Raw genomic sequence first — 15,225 nt, forward strand, 5'->3', positions numbered from 1 at the left:
GTTCAAGCTCCCATGATGACGGATCGAGCCGTGTGCGCCGGAGTTTGCGTCCCGGTCTGGTTGTTCGGTTTGGATGTCGCGATCCTGCGGCGCACCGCGTCGGGCGATGCGCCGTGCAGGCGCCGGCAAGCGCGCGAGAAGGCGCTAACCTCGGAATAGCCGAGCAGTTCCGCGATGGCGGCGATCGAGGGATAGGGCTCGGCGAGATAGATCAGGCTCAACCGCGCGCGCACCCGGTCGACGCAATCGGAAAACGTGATCCCGTGCTCGCCGAGCCGGCGCTGCAGCGTCCAGCGCGGAATGCCGATCCGATCGGCGACGGGATCGATCCCCGGCGCGCCTTCGGGCAGGATACGCCTGATTTCGCTCAGCACGCGTGGCAGGATATCGGCCCCATCCGCCCGCCCGCCGATCCGGCGCAGATCCTCGGCAAGGGCGGCGAACCGGGCCGGGTCGCGCGCCGGCATCGGCCGGTTGAGCCCATCGGCACGGAAACTGATCGCATTGGTCGGCGCGCTGAAATAGGGCGGCGCGCCGAAGGCGGTTCGATAGGCATGTGCCTGCTCGGGCGCGGGGTGCTCGAACCACACCTCCTCGAATTCCACCCGTGGCCCGAACACCCGGCGCAGCAGATTGGCGAACATGCCCATGGTGAGGTCGGCATCCTGCCGGCGCGCCCAGATTTCGGGGTCGACGATCCGGTATTCCAGGCGCATGAGCCCGCCGTCGCGGACCAGCCTGGCCTCGGTGTTCTGCTGATGGTGGATGAAATGCTTGGCGAAAGCGGCAAGTCCGGTGCCGATATCCGGGGCGGCCAGCGCCAGTTCGCCGATCAGCCCAAGATGGTCCGCCTGGAATTGCTGGCCGAACCACAGGCCGAACTGCGCGTTCCCGCTGCGCCGTGCAGCGTTTTCCATCATCGCGACATAGCGGGCCAGCGACACGGCGGCGTGGGGATTTTCCAGATCGCGCGCGTCGAATCCGGCCTCGCCCAGCACCCGGTCGGGGTCCGCGCCGCACGCACGGATGAATTCGGCGACTCCGCACGCCGCCGCGGCCAATACGTGGCTGCCTTGGGGCGACAAGACGGAGGATGAATGCGCCATGAACCTCCCGTATGATGATGACGCGCGATGCCGATCGCATACCACGCGCCTCGTCGCGAGTGTGACAAATTCCCGCTCCGATCCCTTGACATTTGAGCACAATCGCACGGCGCGGCGCCATTCGGGATTGTCATGCGAAGTCAAGGCAGACACACTGGCCCATGCCATTATGCGCACCGAAGCGCACGCGGGAGACAACGCCATGGATCATGCCTCATCCGAATCGAAAACACCGCCGTCAGGCCGGCTCGATCTCGCCGCCTTGCGCGCGCTCGCCGCCGAAGGCGCGATCGACACCGTCATCATGGCCGCACCCGACATGCAAGGGCGGTTGCAGGGCAAGCGGGTGATGCCGCGCTTCTTCTCCGACTCGGTCGTCGCCGATGCATCCGAAGGCTGCAATTACCTGCTCGCCGTCGATGTCGAGATGACGCCGGTTGCCGGCTACGATTTCGCATCCTGGGATCGCGGCTACGGCGATTTTGTGTTTCGCCCGGACATCGCGACGTTGCGCCGCGCCGCCTGGCAGGAGGGTGCGGCGATCCTGCTGTGCGACATCGCCCTGCATGACGGCTCGCTCGCGCCGATCGCGCCGCGCAGCATCCTGAAACATCAGATCGGCCGCCTCGCCGAAGCGGGATTCTCCGCTTATGCCGCGACCGAGCTGGAATTCCTGCTGTTCCGCAACTCCTACGAGGAATGCATGAGGCGGGGCTACCGCAATCTCGATCCCGCCAATCTCTACAATGTCGATTACTCGATACTTGGCACCGCCAAGGTCGAACCGGTGATCCGCAAAATCCGCAATGCGCTCGAAGCCTCCGGCATCCAGGTCGAGAACTCGAAGGGTGAATGCAATCTCGGCCAGCACGAGATCAATTTCGCCTACGGGCCGGTGCTCGACTGCGCCGACGGCCACGTCCTCTACAAGGAAGCGGCCAAGGAGATCGCCGGCGAAGAAAACTGCGCGATCAGCTTCATGGCGAAATTCAACGAGCGCGAGGGCAATTCCTGCCACATCCATCTCAGCCTGCGCGACCGGGAAAACCGGGCCGTTTTCGCCGAATCCGATGGCCATTCCAGGCTGTTCGGCCATTTCATCGCCGGGCTCGCCGCCCACGCCGCCGAATTGTCGATCCTGTTCGCTCCTAACATAAACTCCTATAAGCGTTATGCGGTCGGCAGCTTCGCGCCGACCGGCCTGGTCTGGGGGCATGACAACCGGACCTGCGCCTTTCGCGTGCTCGGCCATGGCAAGTCGCTCCGGGTGGAAAACCGGCTGCCGGGCGGCGACGTTAACCCCTATCTCGCCCTCGCCGGCATGATCGCCGCCGGGCTCGACGGCATCGCGCGGGAATTGCCGCCCGCCGGCGCCCATACCGGCAATGCCTATCACGGCGATCTGCCGCGCGTGCCGCGAACCCTCGCCGATGCGCTTTCGCTCTGGCGCAACAGCGACTTCGCGCGCGTCGCCTTCGGCGACCAGATGGTCGCGCATTACGCCCGCATGGCCGAGGTGGAAATCGAAACCTTCGGCGCCGCGGTGACCGACTGGGAACGAGTGCGCGGCTTCGAGCGGATGTGAGGACGGAATGACCATGATGCAGGGAAACTGGCGCTTTCCGACCGAGGTTCTGGCCGGGCCCGGACGGATCGGCGACCTCGCCAGCCGCGCGCACGATCTCGGCGTGAAGCGCGCGCTGATCGTTTCAGACGCGCAGGTGGCGCAACTGCCGTTTTTCGCCCCGCTTGCCACGTCGTTGAGCACCGAAGGCATCGCCACCGCGACCTTCACCGGCACCCATCCCGATCCGCTGGAAAGCGACATCACCGCCGGCCTCGCCGCGTTTCGCGCCCATGACGCGGACCTGGTCGTTGCCATCGGCGGCGGCAGCGCGCTCGATTGCGGCAAGACCATCGCGCTCGCGGCGGCAACGTCGCGCCGGTTGTGGGATTTCGAGATCACTTTGGCTACGCCCGCGCTCGACCGGGCAATGGTGCCGATTTTCGCGGTGCCGACCACAGCGGGCACCGGCTCGGAAGTCGGCCGTGCCTCGGTGATCACCGACGAAGCGGCGGCGCGCAAGGTCATTCTGCTCCACCCCGCCATGCTGCCCCGCCTTGTCGTGCTCGATCCCGAACTCACTTTCGGTCTGCCCGCGAAACTGACCGCCTGGACCGGGATGGACGCGCTCGCCCATAATCTCGAAGCCTATTGCGTCGATGCCTGGCACCCGATGGCCGACGGCATCGCGATCGAGGGGATGCGCCTGATCCGCGCGGCGCTGCCGGCGGCGACCCAGACCGGAACCGATCTCGCCGCGCGGGGCCAAATGCTCGCCGCCGCCTCGATGGGAGCCACCGCGTTCCAGAAAGGCCTCGGCGCGATCCATTCGCTGAGCCACCCGATCGGCGCGCATTGCCACGCCCATCACGGCCTGACCAACGCGGTGCTGATGCCCTATGTGCTGGAGTTCAACCGCCCCGCCATCGAGGATCGCATCGCCCATGTCGCGCGGTGTCTCGGCATCGCTGGCGGGTTCGACGGATTCCGCGGCTGGGTGATCGCGCTACGCGCGCGGCTCGGCATCCCCGACACCATCGCAGCACTCGGCGTCACCGAAGCCATGCTCGACCGGCTCGCCGATGAAGCCTTTCGCGACCCGAACACGCCGGACAATCCGCGCAAGGCGGATGCCGGCGCGATGCGCCGCATTCTGGTCGCGGCGCTTTCCGGCCGGCTCGACGGGCTGGCGCGATAGGGGCATTCGCGGCATCCTGCATGACCGATCCTCAAGCCGATATCGACGCGACGATCGCCAGTCTGCCCTGCTGGACCGGCAGAATCGCGATTGCGCCGCTCGAAGGTGGGATCACCAACCGTAATTATTTGGTCACCGCGCGCGGCGAACGCTTCGTCGTCCGTTTCGGCACCGACAACCCGGCGCACGGCATCTGGCGCGTCAACGAGCTTGCTGCCGCGCGCGCGGGTTTTGCCGCCGGCATTTCCCCGGAAGTGGTTCATGCGGCACCGGGCGTCATGGTCTCGCGCTTCATTGCGGGGCGCACGCTGGCGGCAGCGGATTTCACCGACCCCGCGATGCTGCGCGCCGCCATCGCCCTGCTCCGGCGCTGCCACGCGGCGATGGCGGCGCATCTCGACATTCCCGCCGTGCTGTTCTGGGTGTTCCACGTCAACCGCGCCTATCTGCGCCGGCTGCGGAGCGGCGCCTGCCGGATCGCGGACCGGCTCGATGGGTTCGCCGCGCTGAACACCGAACTCGAACGCCGCACCGGCCCGGTGACACTCGCCTTCTGCCACAACGATCTGCTGGCGGCGAACTGGATCGACGATGGGGCGCGGCTCTGGCTGATCGACTGGGATTATGGCGGGTTCAACACGCCGCTGTTCGATCTCGCCAATCTCGCCGCCAATGCCAGTCTCGCACCGGATACGGTGCTTGCCGCCCTGGCCGATTACGACGGCGCGCAACCCGACAAGGCGCGATCCGACGCTTTCGCCGCGCTGATCGCCGCGTCGCTGCTGCGCGAATTGCTGTGGAGCGCGGTCTCCGAGCAGGACCCGCCGACCGACTTCGACTACGCGGCCTATACCGAAACCTATGCGCGGCGACTGGCCGAAGCCCTCGCCGGGCTCGGCATCGCCGAACCCGGCACGGTATGACGGAGCCCGGACGGCAATGAGCGAATTCCCCACGACGGCGCGCGCGGTCATCATCGGCGGCGGCATCGTCGGCACCTCGACGGCCTATCATCTGGCGCGGCTCGGCTGGCGGGATACCGTCCTGCTGGAACGCCACAAGCTCACCTCGGGCAGCACCTTCCACGCCGCCGGGCTGGTCGGCCAGTTGCGCAGCAACGCCAATATCACTCAGCTCCTTGGCCAATCCGTGGCGCTCTATGCCGGGCTCGAAGCGGAAACCGGGCTTGCCACCGGCTGGAAGCAGAATGGCGGCCTGCGCCTCGCCTGCACCGAGGCGCGCTGGACCGAACTGAAGCGCCAGGCGACCACCGCGCGCTCCTTTGGGCTCCCGATGCACCTCCTCGACCCCGCCGAAGCCAAAGCGCTCTGGCCGCTGATGGATGTTACCGACGTGATCGGTGCCGCCTTTCTGCCGAGCGACGGTCAGGCCAACCCATCGGACATCACCCAGTCGCTCGCCAAAGGCGCGCGGATGGCGGGAGCGCGCATCATCGAGAATACCGAAGCCACCGGGATCGATGTCGTCCAGGGCCGCGCCGTCGCGGTGCGAACCGCGCAGGGGCGCATCGCCTGCGAGACCGTCATCGTCTGCGCCGGTCAATGGACGCGCGATCTGTGCGAAACGATCGACGTCTCGGTGCCGCTGGTTTCGGTCCAGCATCAATACATCGTGACCGAGCAGATCGCCGGCGTCGCCCCGACCCTGCCGACGCTGCGCGACCCCGACCGGCTCACCTATTACAAGGAGGAGGTCGGTGGCCTGGTGATGGGCGGCTACGAGCCGAACCCGATTCCCTGGGCGGTCGACGGGATTCCCGAAGGCTTCAATTTTCAACTGCTGAATTCCGATTGGGACCATTTTCAGCCGATCATGGAACTGGCGATCGGGCGGGTGCCCGCGCTGGAAACCGCCGGGGTGAAAACGCTGCTGAACGGACCGGAGAGCTTTACCCCCGACGGGAATTTCATTCTCGGCGCGGCACCCGAACTCGCCGGGCTGTTCGTCGGCGCCGGGTTCAACGCATTCGGCATCGCGGCCGGCGGCGGGGCGGGCAAGGCGCTCGCCGAATGGGTCGCCGGCGGCGAGCCGCCCTATGATCTCTGGCCGGTCGATATCCGCCGGTTCGGCCGCCCGCATCGCGATGTCGGCTGGGTCCGCGCCCGCACCCTGGAGGCCTATGCGCGGCATTACGCGATCGCCTGGCCCCATGAGGAGTATCACTGCGCCCGCAAGCTGCGCCGCTCGCCACTCTACCCGATTTTGCGCGACGCCGGCGCGTGCTTCGGCGAGAAGCTCGGCTGGGAGCGGCCGAACTGGTTCGCCATTGCCGGCGAACCGCCCGAGGACGTACCGAGCTTCGGCCGGCCCAATTGGTTTTCCGCGGTCGCCAGCGAGCATCGCGCGACGCGGGAGGCAGTCGCGCTGTTCGACCAGTCCTCCTTCGCGAAATTCGAGATGACCGGGCGGGACGCCGAAGCTGCCTTGTCATATATTTGCGCCAACGATGTGCGTATCCCGCCGGGCCGGCTCGTCTATACCCAGATGCTGAACGCACACGGCGGCATCGAGTGCGACCTCACCGTCGCGCGGCTGGGACCGGAGCGGTTCTACATCGTCACCGGCACCGGCTTCGCGACCCGCGATTTCGACTGGATCGCCCGGCACATCCCGTCCGGCGCCGACGCGACGCTGCACGACGTGACCTCCGGCTTCACGACGCTCAGCCTGATGGGGCCGCGCGCGCGGGACGTGCTGTCGGCTATAACGCGCGATGACGTGTCGAATGACGCGTTTCGGTTCGGCGCCGCGCGCGTCCTTCATGTCGCCGGCGCTCCGGTGCGCGCCATGCGCGTCACCTATGTCGGCGAGCTGGGCTGGGAGATGCACGTCCCCACGGAATTCGCCGTGACGGTCTACGAGGCGCTCATGGCGGCCGGCGCGCGGTTCGGCATCGTCAACGCCGGCTATCGGACGATCGAATCGCTGCGGCTGGAAAAATTCTATCGCGCTTGGGGCGCGGATATCGGCCCGGATCACACGCCGCTCGAAGCCGGGCTCGGCTGGGCGGTGAAGGACCGCACTTGCGTCGCCTTCCTCGGCGACGCGGCGATCCGCGCGCAGCGCGCCGGTGTGCTCCGCAAGCGGCTGTGCGGCTTCACCGTGGACGATCCGTCGATCGTGCTGATCGGGCGGGAGACGATCTATCGCGATGGCGAGCCGGTCGGCTGGCTGTCGAGCGGCGGGTTCGGCCACACTGTCGGCGTGCCGATCGGCTATGGCTATGTCCGCCATCATGATGGCGTGACCGACCGAGTCCTGCACAACGGAACCTATGCGCTGGACATCGCGACGCAACAGGTGCCCTGCCGCCTGCATCTCGCGCCGCTCTACGACCCCGCGATGGCGCGAGTGAAAGCGTGATGCCGTAAGCCCGGCGGACGTCGGCGGCATCACGCACGGAGTTGATCAGCCGGTTAGCTTTTCAGCAGCTCCTTCAGCTTCCCGTCGATGAACTCGACATCTTTCGGGTTGGTGCCCGGCCCGCCGGCAAAATGCCCCCAGATTGACGGCACCGGCACGTAGGTCGCGTTCGGCATGTGCGCCACCTCGAACTGGCTGTCCTCCGGTGGGAAATAGAGATCTGTCTGGCCCGGCATGACATAGGCTTTTGCCTTGATCGAACCGAGCGCCTTGCGAAAATCGCCGTGGTAGATCTCGTTCGCGCTGATGTCGCCGTGCTGCCATGTCCACAGCATTGCCAGAAGATTATTCGCATCCTTCGGCAGGAAGAATCCTTCCCAGAACGCGATCAGGAAATCCTCCAGCGACGAGTAGCCCAGCGCCTTGAGATCGAGTTCTTCGCGATAGAAGGCCTGTGAAAACCCCCATCCGGCATAAACGCGCGCCATCGCCCGCAATCCCTTGGCCGGCTTTGCCGTGTACCAGCCATCGGCGAATGCCGCATCCGCCGTCAGGGCGGCCTTGACGCCTTCGAGAAAGACGAAATTATGGCGGGAGCATTTCGCCGAGCCGCAGAACGGCGCGATGCGCTCCACCATGTCGGGGTACATCGCGCCCCAATGGAAGGTCTGCAGCGCGCCCATCGACCAGCCCGTGACCAGACGGATGCGCTCGATGCCGAATCGCTCCGCCACCAGCCTGTGCTGCGCGCTCACATTGTCGTAGGCGGTCACTTGCGGAAAGCGCGGCCCGTCATACGGCTCGGGCATGTTGCTCGGCGACGAGGACAGTCCATTCCCCAGCATGTTGGGAATGACGATGAACTGGCGCGCCGGATCGAGCGCGCGGCCCGCGCCGATCAGCCACTCATTGGCGTCGTGCTGGGCGGAATACCAGGTCGGGTAGACGATCGCATTGTCCTTCGCGGCATTCAGCGTGCCGAAGGTCTTGTAGGCGAGCCGGCATCCCCGAAGCGTGGCGCCGCCCTGCAGCCGGAAATCGCCGAGTTCGAAAATCTCGTAATCCACGGACATGGTGAGTTCTCCCGTTCATCAACGCGGACGGCACGAACGGAAATCTGCCGTGCCTGCCCGCCGGATTCTGGTCAATGCGCGCCGGGCATGGCGCCGGTCAGCAGAAGATAGCCCGGAACCCAGCAGGTATAGATTCCCTGAAGCACGCAGATCACTCCTGTAGGTTTTGCAAGACTACTCCGTCCGAGCGCCAGGTTCAGGAAGAACAGAAACCAGAGCACGCACCACGAAAGCCAGCATAGCGAAAGCCAGTAATCCCAGATTGTCGCGGCCTGGACAAAACCCTGGATGAAGACCGGCACGGTGGTGATCGCGACGAAAAGGCAGAACCATCCGAGTCCGCGTCCGTCGGAGTTGTTCCAGCGATTCCACGCGACCCAGATATAGGTAAAGCTGAACAGGCAGATGAGAGCTGCAGATTTCACCGTTGCCGGATCGGCCCCCGGACCGAAAGCCGAATACAAGGCGACGGCGAGCGTCAGCAGACCGACAAACGTATTGATGATCGGGATCTCGCGATCCCCGATCCTGCCGAGCAGCCACAGGCCATTCAGGCACAGAACCGCGCCGACCCAAAACAATACCAAACCGAGTAGCATGTTATCCTCCCGTTAGTTTTTGCATTCAGTTACGTCGTCAGACGGACATAGAGAGCGGCTGCGCATTCAGGCAGTTTTTCGATCCGGTCGACATGCAGAACCCGGCGCGCGCCGAACATGCGATGAAGATAGTTCTCGCCCTCGCCATCGAGCCCGATGCAGAAAACGTCGATGCCGTCGCGCGCGAGCGCGTGCGCCGCGTGGCGCGCATCTTCCACCAGGTATTTGCGATCGGCGATGTCGATGTCGGAGGGTTCGCCATCGGTGATGACGAGAAGCAGTTTCCGGTAGGATTGCCTCAGGGCGAGTTCGGCGCCGGCATGGCGCAGGGCGGCGCCGATCCGGGTCGAATATTCACCGGCGAGGCCGGCGAGGCGTTGCTCCGCCAATGCGCCATGCGGTTCGGCAAAATCCTTGATCCGGTAATAGCGGACGTCGTCGCGCTTGTTCGAGCAGAAGGCGCGGATCGCGAACAGATCGCCGCTGCGCTCCAGTGCCCGCGCCAGCAGCGCCGCCGCCTCGATCTCGAGGTCGAGAACCCGCTGACCGCTCACCGGGCTTCGGTCGTTGGTCGAGCGGGAACCGTCGAGCAGGAGCAGCACGGAAAGATCGCGCATCCTCCGCTCGAATCTTGTATAGATCCTGGGGTCCGGCGTTAGCCCGGTCCGCTGATCGATGGTGGCCGTGAGTGCTGCATCGAGATCGAATTCCTCGCCGTCGGGCTGGCGGCGCAACCGGGTCGATCGGCTGATGCGCGCCGGCTGGATGACTCCGACCATGCGCTCCAGCAGCGCGTGATGCCGATGCAGCAGGAGGGCGAGCGGCCCGGCATCGCCGAGGGCCGGCTGGTACTCGACCAGAGTCGTCCAGTCGAGCCGTGCGGCGCCGATCAGATGATCCCATTCCGGATAGCGCGCGATCGGAATTCCGGCCTCCGGATCGATCGGTGTCAGGCGAACCTTGTCGGCGTCATCTGGCGGAGACCCGGACTGAGGCGGCTTGCCGTCATCCGGTTCCAGCCGTGCCGGCAGCGGCAGGGCGTCGTCGTCTGCGGCTTCATCGCCGGTGCGTTCGAAATGCCATAATCCCTTGTTGTCATCCCGATAAACCGGCTCGACGACGTGGCGAAGCCCATCGAATTGCAGCCGCATCTGGCCAAGATCGTTGCCGAGCAGGCCGCCGATCCGCCGGCTGATCGCGGGATCGTGCCACTCCGGCTCGGCCTCGAAAAACAGGCGCCGGGCTTTCGCGATCCAGCCGTCCGGGTCGGCGTGATCCGGCGCGATCAAGGCACGCGCCAGCCGCGCCATCAGCGACGCGGCGGTCGGCGACGCGGTTGGTTCCGCCACGTGATAGGGCTGCCAGTAATGCCCGAGTCCGGGCAGGCCGCGCATCGCGAGATGCTCGACCCGCGCATCCTCGATCAGCGAGATCAGCGCGATCTGCATCGGCTTGAGGCTACCAGCCGGAAAGCGTCTTCCGCCATGGTGGAGATGCGCTTGCACATGCGCGAGTGCCGCGAGATAGAGATGTCTTCCCTGCGCGCCCGAATACCCCCGGAATGTCGCGGGTGCGAGGATGGTAGGCCCCGAGAAACTGGTGCGGCGCTGCCCGCCATCGGGATCGGCGGCAGCGACGCGCAGCAGTGGTGCCAGGCCCCAGAGCGCGGTTCCGAAATAGGCAAGCTGCCGCTCCAATGTATCGAATCTGTCGCCGCCGCCGAACCGCGCGAAACTGGAGACCTCCCATCTTCCGATGCCGCCGTGCGCGGGATTCGCCGCCGGGGCGGCGCCGTCTTCCGGCAAGCGGGTGTTGCGGAGTGCGTGCATCCGCTCAGACGCAGGCCGCGACCGCGGCGCAGAGCGCGCCGCGCAGATCGGTATCGTCGGTGATCGGCAGGATCAGGGCGATACGGCAGGCGGCTTCGAGCTGAATTCCATGCTTCAGCAATTGTCCAGCATGGATCAGCATCCTTGTGGACGCGCCCTCGGCGAGGCCGTGACCGCGCAGATTGCGCGAGCGCTCGCCGATCGTAACCAGGAGTGCTGCCGCGTCGGGGCCGATCCCGGCCTCGTGCGCGACAATCTCGGCTTCGACCTCGGCTTCGGGATAGCCGAACTCGATCGCGCAGAAGCGCTGCTTGGTCGATTCCTTCAAATCCTTGAGAATGCTCTGATAGCCCGGATTGTAGGAAATCACGAGATGAAAGCCGGCATGCGCGCGCACCAGCTCGCCTTTTTTCTCGAGCGGCAGGATCCGCCGTTCGTCGGTCAGCGGATGGATCACCACGGTCGTGTCCTGCCGCGCTTCGACGATTTCGTCGAGATAGCAGATCGCGCCATGGCGCACCGCGAGGCAGAGCGGTCCGTCATGCCAGACCGTGCCGTTGGCATCGAGCAGAAACCGGCCGACGAGATCGGAGGCGGTCATATCCTCGTGGCAGGCGACCGTCACGATCGGCTTGTTCAACTTCCAGGCCATGTGCTCGATGAATCGCGTCTTGCCGCACCCGGTCGGGCCTTTCAGCATGACCGGCAGGCGCATCGCATAGGCCGCTTCGAACAGGGTAATTTCATCGCCGACCGGGCGATAATACGGCTCGTCGGCAATATAGTGGTCAGACAGAATCATCTCGGCGAATATCCCACGGGAGAACCAGGATCGGGCCAGTGGGGCGGGCCGCGCGTACGGCCCGCCCGGCGGGTGCGTCAGCGATGCGCCGCCATCTCGTTCGGGATTCCATCGAGCGGACATTCGTCGGTGCCCACGGTAGGCCGGGTTATCGCTTCCACCATCTCGCGCGTTGCGTCCGGATCAGTAACCCATTTCTGATAGAAATCGTAGGGAATCTGGGCGACGCCACGCGGATCTTCGCGGGAATTGATCTTGCCGGTGTAGCCGCGATGCAGAAGCTTGAAGAGATGATTCTCGGACTGCATGGTCCGGCGCGCATCCCGGATCAGGGATTTGGAAAGTACGCCATACTGAATGCCGTTTTCCTCCTCGCCGCATTCGCCCAGGGTGCGGCCATCGAAACCGATGATGGCGGAATGGCCGAAATAAGAATACACACCGTCGAATCCAGCGGCATTCGCGACTGCGACATAGACGTTGTTGGCCCAGGCCATCGCCTTCGCCATCAGCACCTGCTGGTCCTTCGCCGGATACATGTAGCCCTGGCAGCGCACGATGAGTTCGGCACCCTTCATCGCGCAGTCGCGCCAGATCTCGGGATAATTGCCGTCATCGCAGATGATCAGGCTGATCTTGAGCCCCTTGGGTCCTTCCGACACATAGGTGCAGTTGCCGGGATACCATCCTTCGATCGGCACCCACGGCATGATCTTGCGATATTTCTGAACGATTTCACCCTTGTCGTTCATCAGGATGAGCGTGTTGTAGGGCGCCTTGTGCGGATGCTCCTCATGCTGCTCGCCGGTCAGCGAGAACACGCCCCACACCTTGGCGCTGCGGCACGCCTCGGCAAAAATCTCGGTTTCTTCGCCCGGCACGGCCGAAGCCGTTTCATACATCTCCTTCGAATCATACATGATTCCGTGCGTGCTGTATTCAGGAAACACGACCAGGTCCATGCCGGGCAGGCCGATTTTCATGCCCTTCACCATGTCCGCGATTTTGCGCGCGTTGGCCAGCACCTCCGCTCGGGTGTGCAGGCGCGGCATTTTGTAGTTCACGACAGCAACGCCGACCGTGTCCTTGCTGCTCGAGATATCGCCATGAAACATTGTTAGTCTCCTTCCCAAAATCTACGTTCATGCCCGTTTCGGGCGACCAGACCGCATCGTCAGTTCCGACGGGCCAATCTTCGTTGGTTCGCGGGTTTTGAGGCACTGCCGGCATATGGGATCGGGACATTGAAAATCCGTCTCGAAACGCGATCGCCCGCGCATCGGCAAAAGATTTCCCTTTGCCGCAGACCGGAATTTTTCCGATCATGCGACACATCACCATCCCGGATCACCGCAACAGCCTTACCGGCCTAAAGGCACCCCCGCGCGGCGGCGCCTGGATAGTCTCTAAAAGAACCAATCGACGAAACATTGTCCGCCGAAATGGAACGGTTTCCTGGATTTCCTACGGAAATCCGAAAAATCCGCCGCCATCGCGGCCCTCAAACCCTGCGCTCTGTTCCAAGAGAACCGTTTATCGAAGTTCATGTTTTCTCCGCATGGCCAAAACGAAAAACCCCCCACAGCGACCGTAACGGCCGTCATGGGGGGGCAACATTGCCCTGATTTCAATTTTCGGCGACCCTGTTGTCGCCAGCGACAAAGCGCTTCGGGGGAAGATTTAACCCGCGGGTTCCCCGATGTCAACGATCTTTGTCGCAACCGCGCTGACGGAGAGTCTTTGTCGCATCGCCTGGGCACGCAGATAGCCGTAGGCTTCGTCTTCACCAATATTGCGCGCCTTCATCAGAATGGTTTTCGCGCGCTCGATGCTGCGCATCGCACGCAGTGTCCCGTCGAGCTTTTCAAGCCGTCCGCGCAACCGCCGCTCATAGGTGAAGCGGCTGCGTGCCAGCAACAGGCAGGACAGAATCGCCGGGGAGGAAAAAGGCCGGTGCAGGATCGCTTCCGGCGCCGTCTTGCGCAACAGGTCAAGGTCGATTCGCATGCCGGGGGAGATCAATGCGACGAGAGCAGCTTTCGGCGCTCCCGGCAGCCATGGCAGCCGCGCCGCGAGGCTGGGCACAAGGTCGCAGAAGATCACATCCGTATCGGCAGGCAGCATCTCGGGTATCGGCCAGATATGCCTGATCCGGTTGCGCGTGCGCTGCAGGTCCCGGATCAGCGCTTCGCCGGAACCATCCCGCTCCGTCGCAACCACGATGTCGATATCGGTCATTTCAGGAGGCAGCGCGGCCGGTACCGTCGTCATTGGTCTGGTTTTCCTAATAGGCCGTCAGAAACGGGTCGGCCTGGACCGGGGCGAAGGATTGATGGACCAGGTCGAATTGTCCAAGGCGGTTCGCCCGTCCGATCCTGGTCCACAGATCCGTGTGGTTACTCAGCGGATTGATGCTGATCCTGCCTTGTGGCGCGTCGAAGTTCGAGCCGAGGACCATCGGCCGCAGGATGTCCGGGTCCATGGAATTCGTCGCTTCCAGGGCCTTGGCGAAGATATGCATTTGAAAATAGGCGGCTTCGGCGCACATGTTCGTCGGTTCGTCGTCGCCGTATTTCTTCTTGTAGCTATTTACGAAAATTCTGTTCGAATCGCTTTCGAGATTCTGAAAATACGGTGCGGCGGTAATGTGATGCTCACCGACATCGAAACCCATCGCGCGAATTTCAGTCTCCGTGGTGGTCAGGCTGGCGATCGGCGTCGTCTTCGGATTCAAATTCGCGTCCGCAAAACTCTGATACAGATAGATCGTGGCATCGCCGACCACGGTCGAGAAAATGGCGTCCGGCTGCAATTCGCGAATCTCGCGCATGACCGGCAGGAAATCGCGCCGGCGTGCGTGCAGGCTCAGATAGGTTTCTCCAACTACATCGCCGCCGTGCTTCTGAATCGCCTCGCGCATGATTCGGTTGGACTCATGTGGGTAGATATAATCCGAGCCGATGAAATAAAAACGGCGGCCATAGGATTTTATAAGATGTTGGCAGAGTGCAACGCTATTCTGATTGGGCGCCGCGCCAGTATAAATCACATTGGGCGAAAATTCGAACCCTTCGTACAAGGTCGGGTACCATAACAAGCCGTTGAGCCGTTCCACGACGGGCAAGACCGCCTTGCGGCTGCTCGATGTGTAGCACCCGAAGATCATTGTCACGTCGTCGGCGATCAACAATTGCTTGGCATAACGGCCAAAGGAGGACAGCTCGGACGCGGGATCATAGAAAACTGGAACGATCTCGCGGCCGTTCACGCCGCCTCGCTCGTTCACTTCCTCGATCGCCAGCAACGTGCCGCGGCGCTGCGTTTCCTCGATCACGGCCATGACCCCGGTTCGGGAGAACAGACCTCCCACTCGCCAAGGAGCGTCGGTTTTGGTCTCGTTCCTGGACTTCGACATAGTCCCCCCATGTCAGGAGCATCGCGGCGGCCGGTCGTTCCGAATTGATCGGCCGAAGCGAATCCTGTCTGCGGATGGCGGTTCCGCAAAGAGCCCGCCAGCCGCGATGGCGCGATATTTTCTTTGGCCGCGCCGCCATGCCTGCACCCGGTTTCCGGGCATCATCATATCGGCGGCGCCGCCGGATTGTAACAGCCTTTCCCGTCAAGACAACGTTATTCCCAATCATGAATTTTTCTCCGTGAATTCAAGGGC

General features: G+C 63.9%; 12 protein-coding genes. 4 read left to right on the forward strand and 8 right to left on the reverse strand.

The annotated features are described in order from the left end of the window. Window positions 1-2: 2 nt before the first annotated feature. Window positions 3-1,106 (reverse strand): AraC family transcriptional regulator, encoded by a 1,104-nt coding sequence (locus AiwAL_RS13410; RefSeq protein WP_235704954.1) that lies wholly within the window; start codon window positions 1,104-1,106, stop codon window positions 3-5. 202 nt (window positions 1,107-1,308) lie between these two features. Here AiwAL_RS13410 and AiwAL_RS13415 point away from each other — a divergent pair, with 202 nt between their 5' ends. Genes AiwAL_RS13415 through AiwAL_RS13430 form a run of 4 tightly spaced genes read left to right on the forward strand, consistent with a single transcriptional unit; the run spans window position 1,309 to window position 7,252 of the window. After that, window positions 1,309-2,691: a glutamine synthetase family protein gene (locus AiwAL_RS13415; protein WP_235704953.1), complete on the forward strand. Its 1,383-nt coding sequence runs from the start codon at window positions 1,309-1,311 to the stop codon at window positions 2,689-2,691. A 7-nt stretch (window positions 2,692-2,698) separates the two neighbouring features. After that, window positions 2,699-3,868, forward strand: coding sequence for an iron-containing alcohol dehydrogenase (locus tag AiwAL_RS13420; RefSeq protein WP_235704952.1), 1,170 nt, complete (start codon window positions 2,699-2,701; stop codon window positions 3,866-3,868). A gap of 20 nt (window positions 3,869-3,888) precedes the next feature. Further along, window positions 3,889-4,791: a choline/ethanolamine kinase family protein gene (locus AiwAL_RS13425; RefSeq protein ID WP_262312839.1), complete on the forward strand. Its 903-nt coding sequence runs from the start codon at window positions 3,889-3,891 to the stop codon at window positions 4,789-4,791. Window positions 4,792-4,807: 16 nt separating this feature from the next. Further along, the gene (locus AiwAL_RS13430) at window positions 4,808-7,252 is read left to right on the forward strand and encodes an FAD-dependent oxidoreductase (protein WP_235704950.1); all 2,445 of its coding nucleotides are present in this window, start codon (window positions 4,808-4,810) and stop codon (window positions 7,250-7,252) included. A gap of 53 nt (window positions 7,253-7,305) precedes the next feature. Here the strand turns inward: AiwAL_RS13430 and AiwAL_RS13435 are convergent, their stop codons facing one another. The 7 genes from AiwAL_RS13435 to AiwAL_RS13465 form a co-directional block, all read right to left on the reverse strand. Then, window positions 7,306-8,325: an alpha/beta fold hydrolase gene (locus AiwAL_RS13435; RefSeq protein WP_262312840.1), complete on the reverse strand. Its 1,020-nt coding sequence runs from the start codon at window positions 8,323-8,325 to the stop codon at window positions 7,306-7,308. Between the two features lie 71 nt (window positions 8,326-8,396). Next, on the reverse strand, window positions 8,397-8,924 hold the full coding sequence (locus tag AiwAL_RS13440) for an AmiS/UreI family transporter (protein WP_235704948.1): 528 nt from the start codon (window positions 8,922-8,924) through the stop codon (window positions 8,397-8,399). A 29-nt stretch (window positions 8,925-8,953) separates the two neighbouring features. Continuing rightward, window positions 8,954-10,753, reverse strand: coding sequence for a nitric oxide reductase activation protein NorD (locus AiwAL_RS13445; RefSeq protein WP_262312841.1), 1,800 nt, complete (start codon window positions 10,751-10,753; stop codon window positions 8,954-8,956). A 4-nt stretch (window positions 10,754-10,757) separates the two neighbouring features. Next, entirely contained in the window at window positions 10,758-11,555 is a 798-nt protein-coding gene (locus AiwAL_RS13450) for a CbbQ/NirQ/NorQ/GpvN family protein (protein WP_262312842.1), read from the reverse strand. Window positions 11,556-11,632: 77 nt separating this feature from the next. After that, the gene (locus AiwAL_RS13455; protein WP_235704945.1) at window positions 11,633-12,670 is read right to left on the reverse strand and encodes an aliphatic amidase; all 1,038 of its coding nucleotides are present in this window, start codon (window positions 12,668-12,670) and stop codon (window positions 11,633-11,635) included. A gap of 565 nt (window positions 12,671-13,235) precedes the next feature. Continuing rightward, entirely contained in the window at window positions 13,236-13,826 is a 591-nt protein-coding gene (locus tag AiwAL_RS13460) for an ANTAR domain-containing response regulator (RefSeq protein ID WP_262312843.1), read from the reverse strand. Between the two features lie 13 nt (window positions 13,827-13,839). Next, entirely contained in the window at window positions 13,840-14,970 is a 1,131-nt protein-coding gene (locus AiwAL_RS13465; protein WP_262312844.1) for a transporter substrate-binding domain-containing protein, read from the reverse strand. Window positions 14,971-15,225: the final 255 nt, after the last annotated feature.

Source organism: Acidiphilium sp. AL, from assembly GCF_025499445.1.
Taxonomy (GTDB): Bacteria; Pseudomonadota; Alphaproteobacteria; order Acetobacterales; family Acetobacteraceae; genus Acidiphilium; species Acidiphilium iwatense.

Coding starts and splice junctions, on each gene's coding strand:
- AiwAL_RS13455 (WP_235704945.1), bottom strand. CDS start 12,670: ATGTTTCATGGCGATATCTCGAGCAGCAAGGACACGGTCGGCGTTGCT.
- AiwAL_RS13450 (WP_262312842.1), bottom strand. CDS start 11,555: ATGATTCTGTCTGACCACTATATTGCCGACGAGCCGTATTATCGCCCG.
- AiwAL_RS13460 (WP_262312843.1), bottom strand. CDS start 13,826: ATGACGACGGTACCGGCCGCGCTGCCTCCTGAAATGACCGATATCGAC.
- AiwAL_RS13465 (WP_262312844.1), bottom strand. CDS start 14,970: ATGTCGAAGTCCAGGAACGAGACCAAAACCGACGCTCCTTGGCGAGTG.
- AiwAL_RS13420 (WP_235704952.1), top strand. CDS start 2,699: ATGACCATGATGCAGGGAAACTGGCGCTTTCCGACCGAGGTTCTGGCC.
- AiwAL_RS13415 (WP_235704953.1), top strand. CDS start 1,309: ATGGATCATGCCTCATCCGAATCGAAAACACCGCCGTCAGGCCGGCTC.
- AiwAL_RS13430 (WP_235704950.1), top strand. CDS start 4,808: ATGAGCGAATTCCCCACGACGGCGCGCGCGGTCATCATCGGCGGCGGC.
- AiwAL_RS13410 (WP_235704954.1), bottom strand. CDS start 1,106: ATGGCGCATTCATCCTCCGTCTTGTCGCCCCAAGGCAGCCACGTATTG.
- AiwAL_RS13425 (WP_262312839.1), top strand. CDS start 3,889: ATGACCGATCCTCAAGCCGATATCGACGCGACGATCGCCAGTCTGCCC.
- AiwAL_RS13435 (WP_262312840.1), bottom strand. CDS start 8,325: ATGTCCGTGGATTACGAGATTTTCGAACTCGGCGATTTCCGGCTGCAG.
- AiwAL_RS13440 (WP_235704948.1), bottom strand. CDS start 8,924: ATGCTACTCGGTTTGGTATTGTTTTGGGTCGGCGCGGTTCTGTGCCTG.
- AiwAL_RS13445 (WP_262312841.1), bottom strand. CDS start 10,753: ATGCACGCACTCCGCAACACCCGCTTGCCGGAAGACGGCGCCGCCCCG.